This window comes from Cupriavidus sp. 05T313, from assembly GCF_056396665.1.
In genome coordinates this window covers 1-20,515 of the sequence record NZ_JBFTLX010000064.1, presented here as the reverse complement: position 1 = coordinate 20,515, position 20,515 = coordinate 1, and the positions used below count along the sequence as shown (strand labels likewise).

Genomic DNA, 20,515 nt, shown 5'->3' with positions numbered 1-20,515 from the left:
CCTAGCCGCGCCCGCAGATAAAGCGAACCAGTTCAGGCGTGAGCCAGTTCAGCGCGGCCAGCAGCACCAGCCACACGGCAAGCAGGAAATGCCAGTAGCGCGCGCACAGCACGATGCGCAGCGTGGCCCGCGCGCTGCCCCGCGCGGCATGCATGGCGACCACCCAGCCAACAAGGCCTCCCAGCACATGCAGGCCATGCATCGCGGTGAGCAGGTAGAAGAAACTGCCGGCGGGATTGTTGGCCGGCACCACATGGATGGCGAGCAGGGCCTGCCACGCCCATAACTGCGAGGCGACAAATGCAGCTGCGGCCAGCCCGCCAAAGCGTAGCGCGCGATGTGCCATCGTGAAGCGTCCGTCGCGCGCCGCCCGCGCTGCCACCAGCATCACCGCGCTGCCGGCGGCCAGCAAGGCAGTGGACATCCAGACCTGCCATGGCAACGAAACGGCATGCCAGTCCGGCGAGTCCATGCGCATGGCATAGGCGGCGATAAACAGCCCAAACAGCGAGGACACCACGCCCATGAACACCCACAGCCCGATGCTGGCCGGCGCGCGGCGGGCGTGCTGCCGGCCCACGTCGCCGGGACCGGGACCGGAGCGGCGCTCGCTGTCGCCGCTGGCGCGGTAGACCAGGTTTGCGTTCATGCTACGGCTCCACGGCTGGCATGCGGCTCGGGTTCGGCGCCGCCGGCATCGGGCGGCGCGTTCTGCGCGATGAAATCCTCGCTGGCGCCCGGCACGCTATAGGCATAGGCCCAACGATGCACTACCGGTTGCTCCGGGCCCCAGTTGCCATGCACCGGCGGCGTCTGCGGCGTCTGCCACTCCAGCGAAGCCGCGCGCCACGGATTGGAACCCGCCAGCCTGCCGTGCCTGACGCTCCAGGCCAGGTTGAAGATGAACAACAACTGCGCCGCCGCCACGATAAACGCCGCCACCGAGATATAGGCGTTCATCAGGTGCGCCGATTCAGGGATGAAGGCGTAGTTGTCGTAAGCGTAATAGCGCCGCGGCATGCCAAGGATGCCCAGGTAATGCATGGGAAAGAAGATGGCATAGGTGCCGACGAAGGTCACCCAGAAATGGATATGCCCCAGCGTGTCGTTGAGCATGCGGCCGGTGACCTTCGGGTACCAGTGATAGATGCCGCCGAACACCACCAGGATCGGCGACACGCCCATCACCATATGGAAGTGCGCAACCACGAAATACGTATTGGACAGCGGGATGTCCACGCTCACGTTGCCCAGGAAAAGCCCGGTCAGCCCGCCGATCACGAACGTACTGACGAAGGCGATGGCGAACAGCATCGGCACCGAAAAATGGATGTCTCCCCGCCACAGCGTGATCACCCAGTTATAAACCTTGATGGCGGTGGGAATCGCGATGATCAGCGTGGTGGTGGCGAAGAAGAAGCCAAAGTAAGGATTCATCCCGCTCACGAACATATGGTGCGCCCACACCACCACCGACAGCACGCCGATGGCAAGGATCGCCCATACCATGGTGCGGTAGCCAAAGATGCTCTTGCGCGAATGCACGCTGATCAGGTCCGAGACGATGCCGAACGCGGGCAGCGCCACGATATACACCTCCGGGTGGCCGAAGAACCAGAACAGGTGCTGGAACAGCAGCGGGCTGCCGCCCTTGTAGTTGAGCTGCTGGCCCAGCGACACGATCGCCGGCATGAAGAAGCTCGTGCCCAGCGTGCGGTCCAGCAGCATCATCAGGCCCGACACGAACAGCGCGGGAAAAGCCAGCAGCGCCAGGATGGTGGCCATGAAGATGCCCCACACGGCCAGCGGCATGCGCATCAGCGTCATCCCCTCGGTACGCGCCTGCAGCACCGTGGTGACGTAGTTGAGGCCGCCCATGGTGGCCGCCACGATAAAGATCAGCAGCGACACCAGCATCAGGATGATGCCCCACTCGTAGCCGGGCGTGCCCCGCAGGATCGCCTGCGGCGGATAGAGCGTCCAGCCGGCGCCGGTGGGCCCGCCCGGCACGAAGAAGCTCGACAGCAGCACCAGTACCGAGAGGAAGTACACCCAGAAGCTCAGCATGTTGAGGTAGGGGAACACCATGTCGCGCGCGCCCACCATCAACGGGATCAGGTAGTTGCCAAAGCCGCCGAGAAAAAGTGCCGTGAGCAGGTAGATCACCATGATCATGCCGTGCATGGTGACGAACTGGTAGTAGCGGTTGGCGTCGATAAAGGTGAAATGCCCCGGGAAACCCAGTTGCAGGCGCATCAGGTTTGACAGCACCACGCCAATCAGCCCCACGAAGATGGCGACCAGGGTGTACTGCACCGCGATCACCTTGTGATCCTGGCTCCAGATATAGCGGGTAAAGAAACTGGTCGGGCCATGATGGGCGGCGTCGTCGGTGTATGCCATTGCACTCCCTCCTGCAGCCTATTTTGCGGCGGCGCCGGACGCGGCGCCTGCCTGCGTTGCGGCCCCGCCCGCGCCATTGGCGCGGATGTAGGCGACCAGCGCGCCGACTTCCTCTTCGCTCAGGGGCATCTTCGGCATGAGCGGACCGAAGCCCTTGACCAGGCGCGCTTGCGGATCGGTGATCTCGGTCTTCAGGTAAGCGTCGTCGACCTTTGCGCTGCTGCCGTCGGCAAACGTTCCCGTGCTGCCATACAGGCCCTTCCAGCTCGGCCCCACGCCAACGGTGCCATCGATACTGTGGCAGCCAACGCAGCCCTTGCTCTGGGCCAGCGCGCGGCCCTGTTCCGCAAGCGTATCGGCGCCGGCGGGCGCTCCGGGTGCCCCGGCCGTGGCCGGCGGCGCAGGCGTCTTCAGCATGGTCAGCGCGAACGTGGGCTGCCGGCGCAGCCACGCATCGAACGCCGCCGCATCCTCCACTACCACCTTGCCCCGCATGTTGTAGTGGCCGACCCCGCACAACTGCGCGCACAGGATCTCATAGGTACCCGCCTTGGTCGGCGTGAACCAGAACGACGTCACCATCCCCGGCACCATGTTCATGCGGGCGCGAAACGGCGGCACGTAGAAATCGTGCAGCACATCCTTGGAGCGCAGCAGCACCTTGACCGGACGATTCAGCGGCAAGTGCACTTCATTGCCGGCAATGATGATGTCGTCCTGTCCGCGCGGGTCGTCCGGGTTCACGCCGAGCGGGTTGGCCGCCGTCACGAAGCGCGCGTCCGAGGTGCCAAGCTGGCCGCCCTGGCCCGGAAAGCGAAAGCCCCACTGCCACTGCTGGCCCACTACCTCCAGCACCATCGCATCGCCGGGTGGCCGCACATATTCGGCATAGACGAACAGGCCCGGCGCGAGCAGGGCAATCACGCCGAGCGTGGTGCCGCCGATCAGCCAGAGTTCCAGCTTGCTGTTTTCCGGCTGATAGTGCGCGCGAGCGCCGTCGCGATGGCGGTAGCGCCAGACGATATAAGCGACGAACAGGTTGATGATGACGAAGAAGACGCCGGTGATGACCAGGGTAATGGTCAGCGTGTCGTCCATCTGCTTCCAGTTGGAAGCAAGCGGGGTCGCCCACCACGGGCTCACGAAATGGAAGAGCACCGAAGCAACGACGATGATCACGAGTGCAATGGCTATCGCCATACCGACCCTCCCCCCTTGCGTACGGCAGGCCGCGAACTACGCGCAAGGCTGAGATAAGACTAGTGCATGTGGTCCGCCCCGTGCAAGGCGGCCTTGAGAGCGCTTTGCGCGCGATGCCACACAGGGCCGGCGGTTGGCGCAAAGGCGGCGGCAAATAAAGAGCGGCGGATGAAAGCCAGGGCTTTCATCCGCCGCCGTCGGCCCGCGCGGCCCGTGTAGTGGTAAAGCGCGGATCTAAACCAGATGCGCGTAGCGCTATCGCATCATTGATGCACTGCAGTGTGCGTGCTCAGTGAGATACATCCTTGCTTTCGAGCTTCCAATAGGCAATGGCCGCGGCCATGCCGAAGATCATGTGGCCAACCAGCGTATGCCAGCCACGCGCGTCGGCGAACCAGGTAAAGAAGCGCGTCATGCCGTAGAAATTAAGCAGATAGACCGCCAGGCCGAACACAGCGCCGGTCAGCAACACCATGCCCGTACTCGAGTCCAGTTGGAACGGCGCGATGATAGCGGCCAGGATCATCCCCAGCACCGCGCCGAGCACGAAATGGATTGCCAGCGCCGCGGCCACGGTACTCACGCTGAACAGCGAAGTTTGCAACACGTCCTGCCCCATCAGGATCGCCGCGATCAGCCGCGTCGTGCCCCATGGATTGACGCCCGCCACCATCGTCGACCAGAACAGTTCGATCACCATCAACAGCGCCCCGGCCGCCAGACCGGACACCGCTGCTGCGGTCCAGTCTGGCGTGCGGCGCACATAGTGGTGCGATTGCATGTGAAGTTCCATAGCCACCTCCGGATATGCTGTTTCGCCGCGATCCCCGCTGCGATTGCTCTATTACGCGTGCTTGCCACCTGAACGATGATCGGGCCCGCGTATCTGCACAGCATAGGACACGCCGGCCTGATCGTTTGACCGCACACTCGCAAAAAAGTGCATGGGGCAGGCCTGGCGCAACGGTGCCGGCGCGAGGTGTGCGAACAGTGTGGCCAGGCCGGTACATGGAAGGAGAAAGCCCCAGCCCGCCGCCAGGCGGGCCAACCCCAGCGCGATGCGAAGCGAGCCGTCAAGGTGTACCAGGCCGCATGGGGCGCCTTTTTTGCCTACTTTTTTGGCAAGCCGCAAGACAAAAAAGTGGGTCGYCGCCCCGCAGGGGTGGTGAAACTGCCTTTGACTTTAAGGTTTTAAGCTTTGCGGGTGAGAGCAATCCCCCCACAAGAAAGTGCCTTAGGGGACAACCCCGATGTCATCGTCCTTGGTCTACCTGAGACACTTTCTATACTGGAAATACAAGGAAAGAGACAGGAGACAGCCGTGCTGCACCTTAGCTCACATGATCTTGTTTTTCTGATCCCGATGGCGCTGGTCGGCATGATTGCCTTCGGCGGGATTCCGTTCACAGCCCGCGCCCTGCGCATCAGTTGCCGCGCTGCTGGCGCGATATTCGGGGCTCTGCTGGCGGTGGCCTTGCTGGAGGCGTTGCCTTTACTTATCTGAACTGAACGCTTCGAGCGTTCCCGGCTTGCTTGAGGAGAGGAGCCGCTATGACACTGGATCTGCTGGCCGCCCTGATGGCGGCATTCCTGCTGGTCACCGTGGTGACCGCGATCTGGCGTTGTAGCCACCCCTACCGTATACGCTATCGCCGCTGCGCGGAGCAAAGAAGGCGTGCCGGGATATGCCGGCAGATGCAGCGCCACTAAACACGCTGCCAAACGCGATTCCTGCCCGCCGGCATTGGCCTGCGAGCCTCGCCGGCTGGCGGGCTTGCGCTCAGATTTCGATCATGGCGAACTCGCCCTTGCCCACATCACATTCAGGGCAACGCCAGTCTTCCGGGATATCCTCCCAGCGGGTGCCGGGCGCAATGCCGTCATCCGGCCAGCCCTGTTCTTCGTCGTAGACCCATCCGCAAATCACGCAAACCCAAGTCTTGTAGGCAACGGCTTCCTGCTGCAAAACGCACTCCTGTATCGATTCCGGGCGAAATCATACAGGCTTTTGGCCAGCACGCTGCCAATGTGCCATGCAAAAGGGGCGGCAGCGCCGCCCCTTTTGCACAGGCAGGATTGCCTGGGATGACTTACTGCCTGATGGCGAAATCGACCCGGTTGGGCGCGCCCTTATCCTTGATGCCTTCGGCATTCAGCTTCGGCGCCGTCAGGAACAAACGGCTCTCCGGGACCTTGGCGTCGCGCTCCAGTGCCTGTTTCACCGCCAGCGCGCGCTGCTCGGCGAGTTGCTTGAGTTCCACATCGGTTACCGGCGCGTTCTCCAGCAGCAGCGTCTCCATTTCCGCGGTCGGCAAGGATTTGGACAAGCCAATCACGTTGCGCGGCTTCTTGAATGAAGCGCGCTTGTAGACCGCTTCCAGATACTTGGGATACTCCTGCGGCGACACCGTCACCTTGGCGCCCTGCTCGCCCTCTTCCCCTTCCTCGGCCGTGGCGCCCTCGCGAGCGCTGGCTCGCAGTTCACGCGCCTTTTGCTCCTTCACCCGCGCGTCCAGCCAGGCGCGCTTCGCACCGGCCATGTCGGTGGCCGGATCGATGCGGCCGCTGATCTCCAGCCGCAGGGCCGGGCGGTCGGCCAGGGCCTTGCCGAGGGTGGCGATCTTCTGCCTGGCCGCCGGCGTAAGCGCGGACGTGCCCGGCGCGAACTCCACGTAGCCCAGTTCATCGCCGCCGCCAAAGGCCGAGGCAAGCAGCGAGAACGGCGAGGTAATCGCCTTGGCCAGCAAGTTGACGATCACCCTCACGATCACGCCGCCGATGCTGAACTCCGGATCGGACAGCGAGCCCGACACCGGCAGGTTGATGTCGATCACACCGTTGCGGTCCTTCAGCAGCGAGACCGCCAGCAACACCGGCAGCTTGGTCGCTGTCGGGCTGTCGACCTTGTCGCCAAAGGTGAGCTGGTCGAGGTAGAGATGGTTGCGCGCGTCCAGCTTGCCGTTCTCGATCTTGTACGCCACATCGACCGTCAGCTTGCCCTTGGTGATCGGATAGCCGGCGTACTTGGTCGCGTAGGGTGTCAGCCTGGTCAGTTCCACGCCGGAGGCCTTGGCGGCGATATCGAGGTAGAGCTGGTCCGCCAGCGGGTTGAGCTTGCCGTCGATATTGACCGGCGCGTCGTCGTCGATGCGGCCCGCCAGCGTGAGATCGGCCGGCGCGGGCTCCGTCGACGAAACCTTGGAGACCGAACCCTTCATATCGGTCAGGTTGGCGGTGTAGTTAGGCTTGACGAAGAAATCCGAGAAATTGATATTGCCTTTCTCCACCGTCACGCCGCCAATGCGGATCTGCGGTTTCGCCGCGGCCGTGGCCGCCGGTGCCGGCGGGGTAGCTGCCGGCGCCGAGGCCGGGTTGGCCTGCGTCAGGCTGGTGCTGGGCGCGGCTTCGCCTTTGGCGGCCCCGCCAGCCATCACGTCCTGCAGGTTCAGGCGGCCATTGGCATTGAGGATCACCCGCGCGTAGAAGTCCGACAGCGCCACGCTACCCACGCCAACCTTCATCGGCCCCTTGGCCTCGTCCATGGCGAAATCGATGCCGTTCACCGCCAGCGAACGCCAGCGCAGGAAGTCGTCGCCGGTCACGCGGTCCACGCTGCGCACATTGCCAAACTGCGCATTGCCGGCAAAGCGCGCCGCAATCGGCTTGCCGGATGGCGCCTCGACGCCCAGGCGGCCTTTCACGGTGGCGGTGCCGCCACGCAAGGCTGCGTTGAAGCGGTCGGCAAGGTAGGGCTGCAGCGGCGCGAGATCGAGTTCGCGCAGGTCCACCTGCATTTGCACCGCGGGCGCGGTGGGCAGCACGGTGCCGTCGAGCAACATCATGCCGCGCCGTCCCGACTCGGCCTTGAACTTGACCGGGATGGCGCCAGCCGCCATCGGCCAGTTCAACGCGCCGGTACCGAGGTTGACGTTGCGGAATTGATGGATTACCGGACGGTCGCGGTTAGCGGCCGAGGGCGCGTAGTCGGTCACGCGCATGTTGCCGCCATCCAGAGAGAACTTGCCGAGTTGCGCCTTCCAGGGCAATGACTTGGCCGCGGCAGCGCTATCGGGCTGAACGGCCTTGGCCTGCACGCCGGTCGTGCGTTGGGCGGACTTCTGCACCGATTGCGCGGCCCACAGGCGCGCGCTTTCGAGCAATTCACCATGATAGTCACGCGTAAGCGCGACCTGCGGCTTGGCCACCACCAGCTCGCCCGCCTGGAATGAATGCGCGCCAAGGTCGAAGGCGATGCCTTCCAGCGCCACGCGCTCGGCGCGCATCACCGGCAGGTTGGCACCATCGCTATCGTCGCGGCCACGCGCGCGGCGCGCATCGCGCCGGCGGGCGCTATCGGCCGCGCCAGCGTTGCTTGTGCCGGTGGTGGCGGCTGCCACTTGCGCCACCGACACCGGTTCCTTGGTAGTCACATAGAGCGGCGCCAGCTCGACGCGGGACTTGTCCAGCGAGAAGGCAAAGGCGGGCCCGCCCCACGCCATCTTGTAGTGCAGCTCGGCATTGACCGCGGTGTCGCCGAACTGGGCGCGCAGTTCTGCCGGCCACCATGCGGCAAACCCCTGGGCCTTCACGCCGCTGGCCTGCAGCGTGCCATCCATGGTGCCGCCATGCAGCGACAGCTCGCCTTCATGGCTGAGGGTCTGCCCTTCGCCGATCGTCAGTTTGGCCTGGACCTTGGCAGGCTTGTCGCTGTCGCCGGAGAGTCCGGCGACATCGGCGTCGAGGGGCCCCAGCGCGAGCGTACCGGGGCCGGACGGAGCCGACTCGTCGCGCAAGCCCAGGCTGGCCTGCTTGACCGTGATCTGGTCGACCGCGTAGCGCCAAGGCTTCTCCGCCGGCGCCAACGGTGCAATCCCGGCTGCGGCCGGTGCCGATGCAGGCCTGGCCTTGGCAACCGCCGGCGCGGATGCCGGTGCCGCCGCTCCCGATGCTGCAGGTGCCGGCGGCGCGCTGGCGGGCTTCTCCGCCTTGGCCGCTTGCGGCAGGAATGCCTCGGCAAGGTCAAGCGACCCATCCGCGCGGCGCACGGCCTGCACGCCCAGGCCATCCACGGCGAGGCTGCGCAGGTGAACCATCCGGCCCAGCGGTTCGATGCGCTCAATGTCCACGGCAAGCCGTCCGGCCTTCACCAGCGGCGCGCCGTCGTGCTTGCGGATATCGGCGTCGCGCAGCGCTGCGGTACCCGACAGGAAAACATCCTGCTTGCCCTTTTCCTGGATAAAGCCCAGCGTGAGCCGCGTATCGAGCAGCCCGCCTTTGATATCGGCGTCCTTCAGCTTGGGCGCGAACGGCATATAGCGCGCCAGTTCCAGGCCGTCCAGGTTCAGCTTCAGATGGGTCTCGCGCGACGCGGCGAACGGCAGCATGGTGCCGTCGAGCGCCAGTGCGGAGCCATTGATGCTCGCGCTCAGCGTGGGCCGGGTAACGATCTCCACGTCGTGCGGCAGGTTGGACAGGAAGGGCAGCGTGATGGTCAGGTTGTCCACCCGCTGCGTCTGGTTGAGCTGCTTGTCGTCGAACGACACGCTGCCGCTGGTCAACGCGATATTGTTGATCGAGAAGCGCGCCGGTTCGGATTTTGGCGCGGCGGGCCTGGCGGCGAAGCGCTCTTCGATGTCGGCGTAGTTCATGCGGCCGTTGGCGTCGCGCGCCAGGCGCAGCGCGGGGCGGTCGATATGCACCGCATCCACCACCGGCGCCATGTGCCACAGCGAGGCGATGGCGGCATCGATCTCGGCCTCGCCCACGCTCAGCATGGGCGTGGTGCCGTCAGGCTCATAGATCTTGATATCGGAAACAGTGACCGCCAGCGAGAAGGGGCGCACCTCGGCGCCCCCGAAAGTCACTTTGCGGCCAAGCGCTTCGCTGGCCTGCTTGGCCACGAAGGACTTGATCAGCGGTGGTCCGCCAAAATACCCGGCGAGGCCAAACACCGCCAGCGCGGCCACGATGCCGCCTGCCACGCGCACGCCGGCCCTGCGGCGCGGTGTGGCGGTTGCCGCCTGCATGGAGAACTTGATTGCCATGTGATCCCAGAAGATTCAACCCCAATACCCTGCGTCCGCTTAGCGGACCCGCTCGCGGGCTGCATGGAAAATGGCATTCCACGCTGCGCCAGCGGGCGGATCGACCACTTTGTGGTCCGGATTTCACTTTTTAGCAACATTATGGCAACGCTTGGGGGCAAAGCAAAGACATTAGAATGAAATCAAAAGTGAATTCGGGACGGGTTGAAAATGATCTGAAGCGGGATGGCGACGGCCTCTTTCCCGCCGATCTGGTATCTTCTCGCCTTTGCGAAGCGTCTTGTCGCATGCCAGCGGCTTATCCGCCACTTAGTGCCTGCTTCTCCCGCGCTGTACCCTCCGGCCAGAACCCTCCACGTCAACCGTGTTGCGCGCTTCGCATGCGAACTTTTTCCATGCGAGTCTCCTCATGTCCACCACTAGCAGTACTGTCGGTGCAGAGAACGCGCGCAGCGTCCCGCACGCGCGCCCCCTGACCGGACAGGATTACAAGACGCTTGCCCTCGCCGCCCTCGGGGGCGCGCTCGAGTTCTACGACTTCATCATCTTTGTCTTCTTCGCCACCGTCATCGGGCAGTTGTTCTTCCCGCCGTCGGTGCCGGACTGGTTGCGCCAGCTGCAGACCTTCGGCATTTTTGCCGCCGGCTACCTGGCGCGCCCGCTGGGCGGCATCATCATGGCCCACTTCGGCGACCTGCTTGGCCGCAAGAAGATGTTCACGCTGTCGATCCTGCTGATGTCGGTGCCGACACTGCTGATGGGCCTGCTCCCGACCTACCATGCGATTGGCCTGCTGGCGCCGGTGGCGCTGCTGCTGCTGCGCGTGATGCAGGGCGCCGCCGTGGGCGGTGAAGTGCCCGGCGCCTGGGTGTTCGTCTCCGAGCATGTGCCGGCGCGGCGCACCGGCTACGCCTGTGGCACGCTGACCGCTGGCCTGACCGCTGGCATCCTGCTGGGCTCCCTGGTGGCCACCGGCATCAACACCATCTTCACCCCGGCGGAACTGGTCGACTGGGGCTGGCGCCTGCCCTTCCTGCTGGGCGGGGTGTTCGGCATCGGCTCGATGTACCTGCGCCGCTGGCTGCATGAAACCCCGGTGTTCGCCGAACTGCAAAAGCGCAAGGCGCTGGCTGCGGAGATGCCGCTCAAGACGGTCGTGCGTGATCACCGCGGCGCCGTGGCGGTGTCGATGCTGCTGACGTGGATGCTGTCGGCCGGTATCGTGGTGGTGATCCTGATGACGCCCACCTTCCTGCAGAAGATCTACGGCTTCGATGCGCGCACGGCGCTGGTGGCCAACAGCGTCGCCACGCTGTGCCTGACCATCGGCTGTGTGGTCGCCGGCCTGATGGCCGACAAGGTGGGTCCCAGGATCACCCTGATCGGCGGCGGCCTGCTGCTGGCGATCAGCTCCTATGTCTTCTACAGCGCCCTGCACACGCGCCCCGACCTGCTGATCCCGCTGTACGCGCTGGCCGGTTTCTTCGTGGGCACGATCGGCGCGGTGCCCTACGTGCTGGTCAAGGCGTTCCCGGCACAAGTGAGGTTTTCCGGGCTGTCGTTCTCGTACAACCTGTCCTATGCGATTTTTGGCGGGCTGACGCCGATGATCGTGACGCTGATGCTCAAGAACGATCCGCTCGCTCCCGCGTACTACGTGGTAGCGCTGTGCCTGCTGGGCATGGTGACGGCACTGTTCGTCAAGGACCGCTCGCTCGACTGAGGGCACGGCTTCTGGCCGGCACCTGCCACAAGCCAGGCGCCGGCCATAGGAAAAGGGAGGGCCGCCATTGCGCCCTCCCTTTTTTGTGCTCGCCTCATCGGCATGCGCGGCTGCCGGTTGCACCAGCCTACCGCCGGTGCGCCTTGAAGAAAGCCCACATCAACGCACTCGCGTCCGGGCCGATCGGCGCGTGATAGGCATAGTCGCCATCGCCTCCGCTCCAGGCGTGATCCAGCCCGGCCACTTCGCACAGGGCGACCATTTCGCGATTCCAGACGCCAAAGCTGGTCTCGATATAGTTTCCGGCGGGCAGGATGGACGTGGCCGCAAGGCCATGGCTTGTCTCCGCCAGCGGCTCGCGCTCCGCCGCTTCCTGGTCCGCCGTCAGGCTGGCCGCGGTAGCGGAACGCCGCGCCACGACACCGCTCGCCGGGTTGTCCAGGCGATCGGTCAGCCCGTTGTAGGCCAGGAACTGGCGTGCCAGCAGGTGGGCGTTGACCGGATGCACCGCGCCGTCGTCCATGCCGTGCAATACGATTGCCGGCATCTTCGGGCCGCCCGGCGTGACGCCGGCGGCATCGAGCAACGCGGCAGGGTCGACGCTGGAGCCCTGCTGCATCGCGCGCAGGCCATCGCCCGGCGTGCGCGCTGCCCCGATCACTACGCCGGAATGCAGTCCCACCGCGGCAATCTTCTCCGGGTACCGCAAGGCCACCACGGCCGCCATGCTGGCGCCCGCGGACAACCCTGCCAGGTAGACCTGGTCGGCCCGCACGTCCGGACGCGCTGCCAGCGCGTCGATCAACACCGCCAGCGCTTGCGCCTCACGGCCGCCTTCCGCGGCACCCAGGTCGAACCATTGCCAGCAGCGCTGCATCTGGCGCCGCTGCGGTTGTTGCGGATAGGCCACGATAAAGCCTTCGCGCTCGGCCAGGGCATTCATGCGGGTGCCGGCGGCAAGGTCCTCAGGGGTCTGCTTGCAGCCATGGAGCATGACCACCAGCGGCATTGGCCCATTGCGTGCGCGGGATGGCACATACAGCCAATAAGACAAGCGGGGAACCAGTTCACCGGGCAGCGGCGACAGCCGGTAGTGGTGCGATGCCCATTCACCCGGTGCCGAAGGACGCGGCGGCAAGGGCAGAGGCGCGGGGGAGCGCGCCCGGAGGCGCGGTGCCGCAGGATTGAGGTTAGCGATACGGTCGATCCACGATTTGAGTTGGCGCGCGGTCTGGGGCTGCACCCGGCTGATCTGCCGGAGCTGTGCATGCCCATCCGCCCAAAGGCTTTTGGCCATGAAAGACTCCTGCTGTCGACATTGTTGCGATGCAGCATATCACAGGGCGAACGCGTGACAGGCGTCGCTTTTTGGTGACATGTTATCCAAACAAAACATTTACACGCTAGCAGCACTCCTCCATGGGCACCATAATGCACCCATGGAAAATCTAAAAATCTGAACTCGCCGCACGAAAGAATGCAGATCGTCAAGAGTTAGCGGCAAATGTCGCCCGGTTATACTGCATTTGCGTGTATCGCAGGCAAATGGAGAATGTCATGACCACGCCCCAGGCAGATATTCCAAGCTGCTCGCTGTGTTTATTCCAGCCAGTCTGCCGTAACGCGGAAACCACACGCGCTGACGCTGCGCGGGAACGCACCCTGGTTCCGGCTCGCATCTTGTGGCGTGCCGGGGAGAGCGTGCATCGCCAGGGCCGGCCGGTACTGGCCTTGTATCCCATACATCAAGGCAGCACCAAATCCGTATTCGAATCGCCGCTTGGCTGGCGCCAGGTGACTGCCTTCGCCCATCCGGGCGACGTGCTAGGGCTGGAGGATCTCGATGGCCACGCCCACTGCACCAGTGCGGTGGCGATCCAGGATACGCGCTGCTGCGTGGTGCCGGTCGAGGCGGCGCGCGAACACTTGCTCCGCGCCGAACACCGCGAACACATGCTGGCAATGCTGCGCCGCAATACCGAGCGCGAGCGCACCCTTCTGGTCGCAATCGGATCAATGAAGGCTGCCCAGCGGCTGGCCATGCTGCTGCTCGATCTCTCCGTCGAACAGCGCCGCCGCGGCAAGGCGGGCATAGCACTGACCCTGGCGATGTCGCGCAACGATATCGCCAGCTACCTGGGCCTGACCCTGGAGACCGTATCCCGCCTGCTGGCACGTTTTGCCTCCGTCGGGCTGATCACCGTGCGGCAGCGGCAATTGCGCATCGTCGATCCGGACGGGCTTTGCGCGGTCTACGAAGACCCGGAACGCGTGCCGATCCGCCCGCCTGCCACCGCGACGGACAGCGCGRCCGGCTCCCCCAGGCCCCAGCCGTCCCTCGCGAGAGCGATACGCCCATCCGCAGCGTAGGACGGACACGGACAGCACCGCCATGCAAACGCGGCTATGTTCAGGCTACATGCCCGGCGCGTTGGAAATACGCAAGGAAATCGTCCCCGTTATCCTCCCCGCTGGAGATCGACATCGCCTCCGGTATCTGTATCCATATGCGGGATTTTCCTTTCGCAGCGCGTGCGAGCCTGGCGCCGCTCGCCTTCCTGATGGTCGCCGGACTCGCGCCTGCGGCCGCCGCACAAGCCAATACCCCGCCATCGCTGTCGAAGCTGGCCAGATTGCTGCTGGGCACCGTGCAGGGCAAAAGCACCGGCATGAGCGGCGTCACGCGCCTGACCGGCGGCGGCGCCGGACCCGATGCGGAGCTCAGCGCGGCCTGCCAGGAGCTGACGCGCGCAGGACCATTCATGCTGGATGGCGCAACGCGCCTGGAAGGATGCAGCGCCGCTCCCGGCAAACATGTGTCGTTCCGGCTCCGGCTGGTTGGCGTTGACGCGACCCGCGAAGGCACGGTGGCCTTCATGACTAGCGCCGGTCCTGTCCTGGCCCGAGGCATCTGCCGCAACCCGGACGTACCGGTGTTGGGCCGGCTCGGAGTCACACTCAGCTACCGCTATCTGGGAAATGGCAACCAACCCGTGGGCGAAGTCACGATCACGCCGGAGCGCTGCGTAACGAACTAAGGACCAACCGCACTGGCAACTCCCCCTGGCCCGGCACTTGGCGCGTCATCGCTTCTCTTGAGCGCATTCCTGCCGATATGCCTCTTCGAGCTGCTTGCGATCGGCCCCCCGCTCCAGCATGGGATGGGTACTGCCATCGGCGGTGGTCACGGAGGATTTGCTGTTGGACCATTGCGGCCCCGCAGGCAGCGCACTGATCCTGTCGAGCAAGGTCTGGCAATGCGTGCGCTGGGATGGCGTGAGGGTCCCGTCCGCCGCCGGCCCGACATTATCGGTAGCCGGGTCCAGCAGGAGCCGCGGCGGTGGCGGCGCGACCATTGGCGCAGGGACTTCCAGTTCCGCGGCGATGCTGGCCTGCCCGGCGGACAGCCCCAGGCCCAGTGCGGCAGCCATGATGATTGAAGCCCGTTTCATTTTTCAGTTTCTCCACAGCGGGGCGCAATTCGCCTTCCGCGACAATTTTCCAGGGGTCGCCCTGCCGGCAGATACCGAAAAACCGCAAGTTTCCGATGTCCCTCCCTTAAGGCCGGCAGCCGCCGGCAATGCAAGCACGATTCGGATTCGGACTTAGTTTCGTTCCTTGCCGTTGCCGGCACGACCATGACGATTGCGCAGCAACTCGAGCTTGAGCAGTGCATCCGCAAGCATACTCTTGAGGCGCGCGTTTTCATCCTGCAGGTCGCGCATCTTGCGGCTGTCGCGCACTTCGCTGCCGGCGCCCTGGCCGTACTTGATGCGCCAGCCATAGAAAGACGCGTCGCTAAAACCATAGCGCGCACAGAGCTCACGGACCGGCACGCCGGTCGCGGCTTCCGCTAGGTACCCGCGGATCTGTTCCTCCGAGAAACGTCTGTTCACTGCCTGCCTCCGCTAGCAAAGGCCGCTCGCGCCTCTGCGCGGGCGTGACCACTTCCACCCCTGCCCGCAAAGTTACCACCCGCACCGCAAAAGGCAATTCAGTGTGTTCAAGCCGCGAGTTAAGGAAATTGGAGAGGAAGCCCGGTGCGGGGCGCGCGCCGCCCGGAAGGCAACAACAGACCACGAAGAAAAATCTTCTATTATAGCGCCATTGGACATAAAAGCAATTCAATATTTTCAATTCGCGAACCAAATCATTTCGAAATCTAGTTTCGCGGCGTTCGGATCGCCGATATTTCTGCCAAAGAAAGTTAGTCAATTGCCTAAATTTGACATTCCATTTCCCCAATCTCTGATAACGGCTCGAGATTCCGGATTTGCCATCCTCTCGTGATCCCGCACAAAAAATCGCCTAAAAATGTGCAAAAAAAATCATTTTTCATCCTCTGAACCTGACAAACCTCCGAAGTTATGACCTATAAAACACAACCACCCTCGCAATGTCTTTATGTCCTAACAAAGAGTATTTTTTGATTGGAGTTTAGAAAAATGCCTTTAGAAGACCACTGGCAAGTTTCAAAGTTATGTATTAATCTTGTCTGGCATTAACTAAATTTCGATCGCTGGCAACCGGGCCTCGCGCCCCGGGCAAGACGGGCGACGATAACCGCAACGCGAAGCCGGTCGGCTATGCATTTTTTCAGCGTTGCGCCTATATACCGGGCCACAGCATGGAAGAACTGCTTCGTCATTTCCCAACTTTAGTTGGGAAATATTGAAGATTGCCACGCCCCGCTAACGTACGGAAGCCGCGCCGGCCCTGGTTTCTGGCCCGCCGCAGCGTATGAAACATGGCATGGCAAAACCGGAAGGGCCGTCTTATCTGTCACGGTGGAGGGTGCTCTGTCGCCGTGACGGAGGGACAAAACAAGAAGAAGACAAAAACAAGCTTCAAATCGGGAGAAGTTACCATGCGGCATGTCAGCACCAAGCTCTTGCATGTTTTCGTTCTATTGATGGAATATCRTGACCTCAGCGCCGTCGCTGCCTGCACGCAAAGCCGGGTTCCGACCATTGCCTACAGCCTCGCGCGTCTGCGCGAAATCACCGGCGACCCCCTCTTCATCAAGCGCAATGGCACGCTGGAGCCAACCGCCCACGCCCTGAGGCTGGAACAGACCGCGCGCCAGATCCTGTCGAAATGGGCTCACCTGGTGCGCCCGCTCACGCCGGCAGCCGAAGCGAGCAGCCCTCACCGCCGCATCTCGATCGGGTTTTCACCGTCGATCGGAGATCCGGTGATCACCGAGATACTGACTACCTTGTGCGAGCAGTTCCCGGATGACCGCTTCATGACCCGCCCGGTCGTCGCCGACTCCACGCTGGCCGCGCAGCTCGGCAGCGGCGAGCTGGATTGCGCCTTTGTGGTTGACAGCCACTATGTGCCGGATCACGTTGCACTGCACAACATCATGGCAACCCCGCGCCGGCTGGTGAGCGTCGCGCGGCCAGGCGGCCACGACAATGCGCAAGGCAGGCACGAATGGATCCTGCTGCAGGAGGACACCGAACCCGGCAGCCCGCTGCAGGGCTTCCTGAACCGTCTCGCGCACGATCCGGATTATCGGGAAACCGTGGTGCCCTCGTGGCACACGCAAGTTGCGCTGCTGCTTGCCGCGGGCGGCATCTGCCCGCTGCTCGACTTCAACGTGCCGCTGGTCACGCGCCATCACAAGACGCGCCTGCTGGCACCCCCGAGCAGCTTCCCCGAATGGGCCGCCCTGCATTTCTGGGCACCCACCCGCGCCAACGCCGGCAAGACGTTGCTCGGCATCATGGAGATCGGCAGCGCAGTCCTGCACGATCCCGTCAGCGCCATAGACCGCCGCCACCAGGCACACGAGAGCCGCACCACCGCTTACGCCGCCTGATCCACCGGCGAATAGGCGAATAACAAAGCACGCCGCACCGCGGCGCGCTTGCCCGCTGCTGGCCGTTCGCGCCAGCCTTGGCCGCTTTCCGCGCCAAATTGAGAATCGTCTCAGACCGAAGGCCGGCACCGGCGCTTATCCTGCTCAGGCACCTCCCGCTTCCCGTTCGTCCGAGCGAAGCACGCGCCTGGAGGTGCTTTGTTCCTGTGCTGTTCGCGCCGCGCGGCGATAGCCGTGCGGCGCGTTTTTTCAAAGACGCCGTCGGTTGTCCGGGTTGCCCGGGTCGCCCCTAAGGCCCTCCCTCTTCGCGGCATCCGTGCCGCAAGCCATTCCAGCTTGCGTCAGGCATGCGCGGCCACGACACCGCGCATGCCTGCGCCCGCGCAGGAGTATTGCCATGCCATTGAAAATCCTGATTGCCGATGACCATCCCGCCATCACGCTTGCGGTCAGGAGCCAGTTACGGAGCCAGACCGGTTGGGAAATATGCGGCGATGCCCGCAATTCCATGGAGTTGCTCCATGCCACCCGCGCGTTCCGGCCCGATATTGTCGTCACCGATTACCACATGCCCTGCCGCAACGCGAACGATGGCATCCGCCTGCTCGCCAACCTGCGGCGCCACTATCCGGCGCTCGGGGTGGTCGTGCTGACCATGATCACCAATCCCCTGGTCTTGCGCGCCATCCTCAACGCCGGGGCACACGGGTTGTTGCTCAAGGACTCGCACCTGGACGAACTGGTGACCGCCATCATCCGCGTCGAGCGCGGGCTGCAATTCATCGGTGAATCCGCCGCACGCGTGCTGGAACATTCCGGCTCTCATTACGCGCCGGGCCGTGCAGGCGCCCTGCGCTTGTCCGTGAGGGAGTCCGAGGTCATGCGCCTATACCTGAGCGGCAATTCGGTCACAGGGATCGCCGGGCAGTTGTGCCGCAGCGTGAAGACCATCAGCCGCCAGAAGAACAGCGCCATGCGCAAGCTCGGGGCCACCAACGAACGCGAGTTGTTCGACTTCGCGGCCCAGCAGGGGCTGGTCCTTCCGCACCGGGACGATGCGCCGGCATGGGCGCCAGGCGGCCAGTCCGAGTGGCTATAATCGCAACGCCGCAGCAACGGTGCGCACTGTTGCCGTCTGCCGCCCGTCCGCTGCGCCGTTCACGGCCGTACCGCTCAACCGTCCCAGCCACCTTCATCGCCATGTCCGTCCCCGCCAGTCCCGCCACGACCACCGCCCCAGGCACCCGCCTCGATGCAACCGGGCCGCTGCGGGTGCCTGCCTTGCTGGTGGCGGCACCGGCCTCGGGGCAGGGCAAGACCACGGTGACTGCCGCGCTGGCATGGCTGCATCGACGCCAGGGCCGCACCGTGCGCGTCTTCAAGAGCGGCCCCGACTACCTTGACCCGTCCATTCTCGCGGCCGCCAGCGGTGCCCCGGTGCACTCGCTGGACCTGTGGATGACCGGCGCCGACGACGCCGCCGCGCGCCTGGCGCAGGCGGCACGCGAAGCCGACCTGATCCTGGTGGAGGGTGTCATGGGGCTGCACGACGGCACGCCCAGCAGTGCCGACCTGGCACGCCATTTCGGATTGCCCGTACTCAGCGTGATCCAGGCAGGGGCGATGGCGCAAACGTTCGGCGCGCTGGCCTACGGCCTAGCTGGCTATGGCCGGCAGCCCCTGGCATCCATGCAAGTGCTGGCCAACGGCGTGGGATCCCCGCGGCATGCCGACATGCTGCGAGAGAGCCTGCCTGCCCATATCGCCTGGGCCGGCGCGCTCGCGCGCGATCATGCGGCCGCGCTGCCCGAGCGGCACCTGGGCCTGCTCGCGGCCGATGAACTGCCCGACCTCAACGCGCGGCTGGACCGTCTGGCGGATGCGCTGGCCGGGCAGCCGATTGGCGCCCTGCCAACAACCGTGGAAATTGCCGCAGCGCCGCCATTACCCGCGCTGGCACCGTTGCTCGCCGGCCGGACCATCGCCGTGGCGCGCGACGCCGCCTTCCGTTTTCTCTATCCGGCCAACCTCGACACCCTGCAGGCACTCGGCGCGCGGCTCGTCTTCTTCTCCCCGCTGAATGACCCTGCCCTGCCCGCCTGCGACGCGCTCTGGCTGCCCGGCGGCTATCCCGAACTGCACGCCGCGCGCCTGTCGGCCAACACCGGCATGCTGGACAGCCTGCGCCGCGCCCATGCCGGCGGCCTGCCGATCCTGGCCGAGTGCGGCGGCATGATGGCGCTGTTCGAGACGCTGGTGGACAAAGCCGGGCAAAGCCACGCCATGGCGGGCCTGCTGCCTGGCACGGTGACGATGCAAGCCCGCCTGGCCGCGCTGGGTCATCAACAGCTTGCGCTGCCGGAAGGCACCGTGCGCGGCCACACCTTCCACTACTCAAGCGCGCAAACGCCGCTGGCGCCCTACTGCCATTCCACCGTGCCGCGCGATGGCGCGCGCGGTGAAGCTGTGTTCCGGCAGGTTGCCCTGACCGCTTCCTACACGCACTTCTATTTCCCTTCCAATCCGCTCGCCATTGCCGCGCTGTTCGGTGGCGCGAGCAACAGCATCCGCTGATCCGGCAGCCCTCGAAGCAGCGGATGCGGAGAATTCATGGATACGAGGGAAGACGCCCCGCGGAAGAGGACGCGCAGAAAACCGCCCCCCTTGCGCCGGCAAGCAATGGCTCAGGCGGCGTCGGCCTTGTCCTGCTGCGTACGAAGCACGGCCTCGGCGATGCCGGCTTCAAGCTGCTCCAGACCCTTTGAGAGATTGCGCATGGTGGTTTCAGACACCTTGTCCAGCACGTCCTGCAGAAAGGCCGAGCGCAGCGGCAATGCCTGCTCGACAATGCCATGGCCCAGCGCCGACAGCGTGACGTTGGTCACGCGGTTGTCGCGCTCGCTGGTATTGCGCTCCACCCAGCCCAGCTCCTGCAGCGCCTTGAGCTGGCGCGTGAGCGCGCCGGGGTCCATGCCGACACGGTCGGCCAGCGGTTTCTGTGCGATGGGGCCGGCATGGCCGTGCAAGGCATAAAGAATGCGCCAGCGCGGCAACGGGTGGCCGATGCGTTGCTCGAAAGCCGACGCATACGCCCGGTAAGTTCGCCCGAACTGCTGTAGTACAGCCAGGCTTTGTCGCTCCAATTCCACTCCGATCTCCTGCTTGCGGCACCGTGCATGCGACGGGCGGCTTTACAACCAACTCGATTTCCGTGACCTGTCCCCAGCATTCTATTCCGCGGCCATGACCGGCTTGACGGCACGCTCCAGTTTGATCGGCGGCACCCGGCGCGAGCGCCACAGGCCAATCACGGCGATC

General features: G+C 64.5%; 18 protein-coding genes. 8 read left to right on the top strand and 10 right to left on the bottom strand.

Going from position 1 to position 20,515, the window contains the following annotated elements:
* Position 1 precedes the first annotated feature (1 nt).
* From AC1DKD_RS16310 to AC1DKD_RS16295, 4 genes are all read right to left on the bottom strand, one after another.
* Positions 2-649 carry a cytochrome c oxidase subunit 3 family protein gene (locus AC1DKD_RS16310; RefSeq protein WP_441629447.1) on the bottom strand — a complete coding sequence of 216 codons (648 nt, stop codon included), beginning with the start codon at positions 647-649 and terminating at the stop codon, positions 2-4.
* On the bottom strand, positions 646-2,403 hold the full coding sequence (gene ctaD / locus AC1DKD_RS16305; protein WP_045236273.1) for a cytochrome c oxidase subunit I: 1,758 nt from the start codon (positions 2,401-2,403) through the stop codon (positions 646-648). Before ctaD ends, AC1DKD_RS16310 begins: the two co-directional genes overlap by 4 nt.
* Before the next feature lie 18 nt (positions 2,404-2,421).
* Positions 2,422-3,603 carry a c-type cytochrome gene (locus AC1DKD_RS16300; protein ID WP_441629445.1) on the bottom strand — a complete coding sequence of 394 codons (1,182 nt, stop codon included), beginning with the start codon at positions 3,601-3,603 and terminating at the stop codon, positions 2,422-2,424.
* A gap of 289 nt (positions 3,604-3,892) precedes the next feature.
* Positions 3,893-4,396: a hypothetical protein gene (locus tag AC1DKD_RS16295; RefSeq protein ID WP_035862132.1), complete on the bottom strand. Its 504-nt coding sequence runs from the start codon at positions 4,394-4,396 to the stop codon at positions 3,893-3,895.
* 528 nt (positions 4,397-4,924) lie between these two features.
* Between AC1DKD_RS16295 and AC1DKD_RS16290 the strand changes: the two genes are divergently transcribed.
* Together AC1DKD_RS16290 and AC1DKD_RS16285 are read left to right on the top strand one after the other, a co-directional pair.
* A complete protein-coding gene (locus AC1DKD_RS16290) occupies positions 4,925-5,107 on the top strand; it encodes a hypothetical protein (protein WP_035871072.1) in 183 nt (60 codons plus the stop codon).
* 47 nt (positions 5,108-5,154) lie between these two features.
* A complete protein-coding gene (locus tag AC1DKD_RS16285; RefSeq protein ID WP_441629444.1) occupies positions 5,155-5,313 on the top strand; it encodes a hypothetical protein in 159 nt (52 codons plus the stop codon).
* Positions 5,314-5,383: 70 nt separating this feature from the next.
* Here the strand turns inward: AC1DKD_RS16285 and AC1DKD_RS16280 are convergent, their stop codons facing one another.
* A complete protein-coding gene (locus AC1DKD_RS16280) occupies positions 5,384-5,569 on the bottom strand; it encodes a rubredoxin (protein ID WP_035871075.1) in 186 nt (61 codons plus the stop codon).
* A 124-nt stretch (positions 5,570-5,693) separates the two neighbouring features.
* Positions 5,694-9,647: a DUF748 domain-containing protein gene (locus AC1DKD_RS16275; RefSeq protein ID WP_441629443.1), complete on the bottom strand. Its 3,954-nt coding sequence runs from the start codon at positions 9,645-9,647 to the stop codon at positions 5,694-5,696.
* Positions 9,648-10,056: 409 nt separating this feature from the next.
* Here AC1DKD_RS16275 and AC1DKD_RS16270 point away from each other — a divergent pair, with 409 nt between their 5' ends.
* Complete coding sequence (locus tag AC1DKD_RS16270; RefSeq protein ID WP_441629442.1) at positions 10,057-11,370, top strand: MFS transporter; 1,314 nt, start codon at positions 10,057-10,059, stop codon at positions 11,368-11,370.
* A 127-nt stretch (positions 11,371-11,497) separates the two neighbouring features.
* On the opposite strand, the gene AC1DKD_RS16265 is transcribed toward AC1DKD_RS16270, so the two are convergent.
* The gene (locus tag AC1DKD_RS16265; protein ID WP_441629441.1) at positions 11,498-12,667 is read right to left on the bottom strand and encodes an extracellular catalytic domain type 1 short-chain-length polyhydroxyalkanoate depolymerase; all 1,170 of its coding nucleotides are present in this window, start codon (positions 12,665-12,667) and stop codon (positions 11,498-11,500) included.
* 260 nt (positions 12,668-12,927) lie between these two features.
* Between AC1DKD_RS16265 and AC1DKD_RS16260 the strand changes: the two genes are divergently transcribed.
* Entirely contained in the window at positions 12,928-13,740 is an 813-nt protein-coding gene (locus AC1DKD_RS16260; protein ID WP_477143466.1) for a Crp/Fnr family transcriptional regulator, read from the top strand.
* Between the two features lie 137 nt (positions 13,741-13,877).
* Positions 13,878-14,408: a hypothetical protein gene (locus AC1DKD_RS16255; protein ID WP_441629439.1), complete on the top strand. Its 531-nt coding sequence runs from the start codon at positions 13,878-13,880 to the stop codon at positions 14,406-14,408.
* A 45-nt stretch (positions 14,409-14,453) separates the two neighbouring features.
* Here AC1DKD_RS16255 and AC1DKD_RS16250 read toward each other — a convergent pair whose 3' ends face one another.
* Together AC1DKD_RS16250 and AC1DKD_RS16245 are read right to left on the bottom strand one after the other, a co-directional pair.
* Entirely contained in the window at positions 14,454-14,822 is a 369-nt protein-coding gene (locus AC1DKD_RS16250) for a hypothetical protein (RefSeq protein ID WP_441629438.1), read from the bottom strand.
* A gap of 153 nt (positions 14,823-14,975) precedes the next feature.
* Positions 14,976-15,266, bottom strand: a complete 291-nt coding sequence (locus AC1DKD_RS16245) for a transposase (RefSeq protein WP_035871092.1) — start codon at positions 15,264-15,266, stop codon at positions 14,976-14,978.
* 971 nt (positions 15,267-16,237) lie between these two features.
* Here AC1DKD_RS16245 and AC1DKD_RS16240 point away from each other — a divergent pair.
* From AC1DKD_RS16240 to AC1DKD_RS16230, 3 genes are all read left to right on the top strand, one after another.
* A complete protein-coding gene (locus AC1DKD_RS16240; protein ID WP_477143465.1) occupies positions 16,238-17,197 on the top strand; it encodes a LysR substrate-binding domain-containing protein in 960 nt (319 codons plus the stop codon).
* Positions 17,198-17,594: 397 nt separating this feature from the next.
* Positions 17,595-18,296, top strand: coding sequence for a response regulator (locus tag AC1DKD_RS16235; RefSeq protein WP_441629436.1), 702 nt, complete (start codon positions 17,595-17,597; stop codon positions 18,294-18,296).
* Between the two features lie 101 nt (positions 18,297-18,397).
* Positions 18,398-19,771, top strand: a complete 1,374-nt coding sequence (locus tag AC1DKD_RS16230) for a cobyrinic acid a,c-diamide synthase CobB (protein WP_441629435.1) — start codon at positions 18,398-18,400, stop codon at positions 19,769-19,771.
* Positions 19,772-19,881: 110 nt separating this feature from the next.
* Here AC1DKD_RS16230 and AC1DKD_RS16225 read toward each other — a convergent pair whose 3' ends face one another.
* Complete coding sequence (locus AC1DKD_RS16225; protein WP_441629434.1) at positions 19,882-20,346, bottom strand: MarR family winged helix-turn-helix transcriptional regulator; 465 nt, start codon at positions 20,344-20,346, stop codon at positions 19,882-19,884.
* Positions 20,347-20,515: the final 169 nt, after the last annotated feature.

Bases quoted from the DNA above. Each gene is read 5' to 3' on its own strand.
- AC1DKD_RS16310 (WP_441629447.1), bottom strand. From the start codon at position 649: ATGAACGCAAACCTGGTCTACCGCGCCAGCGGCGACAGCGAGCGCCGC.
- ctaD (WP_045236273.1), bottom strand. From the start codon at position 2,403: ATGGCATACACCGACGACGCCGCCCATCATGGCCCGACCAGTTTCTTT.
- AC1DKD_RS16300 (WP_441629445.1), bottom strand. From the start codon at position 3,603: ATGGCGATAGCCATTGCACTCGTGATCATCGTCGTTGCTTCGGTGCTC.
- AC1DKD_RS16295 (WP_035862132.1), bottom strand. From the start codon at position 4,396: ATGGAACTTCACATGCAATCGCACCACTATGTGCGCCGCACGCCAGAC.
- AC1DKD_RS16285 (WP_441629444.1), top strand. From the start codon at position 5,155: ATGACACTGGATCTGCTGGCCGCCCTGATGGCGGCATTCCTGCTGGTC.
- AC1DKD_RS16275 (WP_441629443.1), bottom strand. From the start codon at position 9,647: ATGGCAATCAAGTTCTCCATGCAGGCGGCAACCGCCACACCGCGCCGC.
- AC1DKD_RS16270 (WP_441629442.1), top strand. From the start codon at position 10,057: ATGTCCACCACTAGCAGTACTGTCGGTGCAGAGAACGCGCGCAGCGTC.
- AC1DKD_RS16265 (WP_441629441.1), bottom strand. From the start codon at position 12,667: ATGGCCAAAAGCCTTTGGGCGGATGGGCATGCACAGCTCCGGCAGATC.
- AC1DKD_RS16255 (WP_441629439.1), top strand. From the start codon at position 13,878: ATGCGGGATTTTCCTTTCGCAGCGCGTGCGAGCCTGGCGCCGCTCGCC.
- AC1DKD_RS16250 (WP_441629438.1), bottom strand. From the start codon at position 14,822: ATGAAACGGGCTTCAATCATCATGGCTGCCGCACTGGGCCTGGGGCTG.
- AC1DKD_RS16235 (WP_441629436.1), top strand. From the start codon at position 17,595: ATGCCATTGAAAATCCTGATTGCCGATGACCATCCCGCCATCACGCTT.
- AC1DKD_RS16230 (WP_441629435.1), top strand. From the start codon at position 18,398: ATGTCCGTCCCCGCCAGTCCCGCCACGACCACCGCCCCAGGCACCCGC.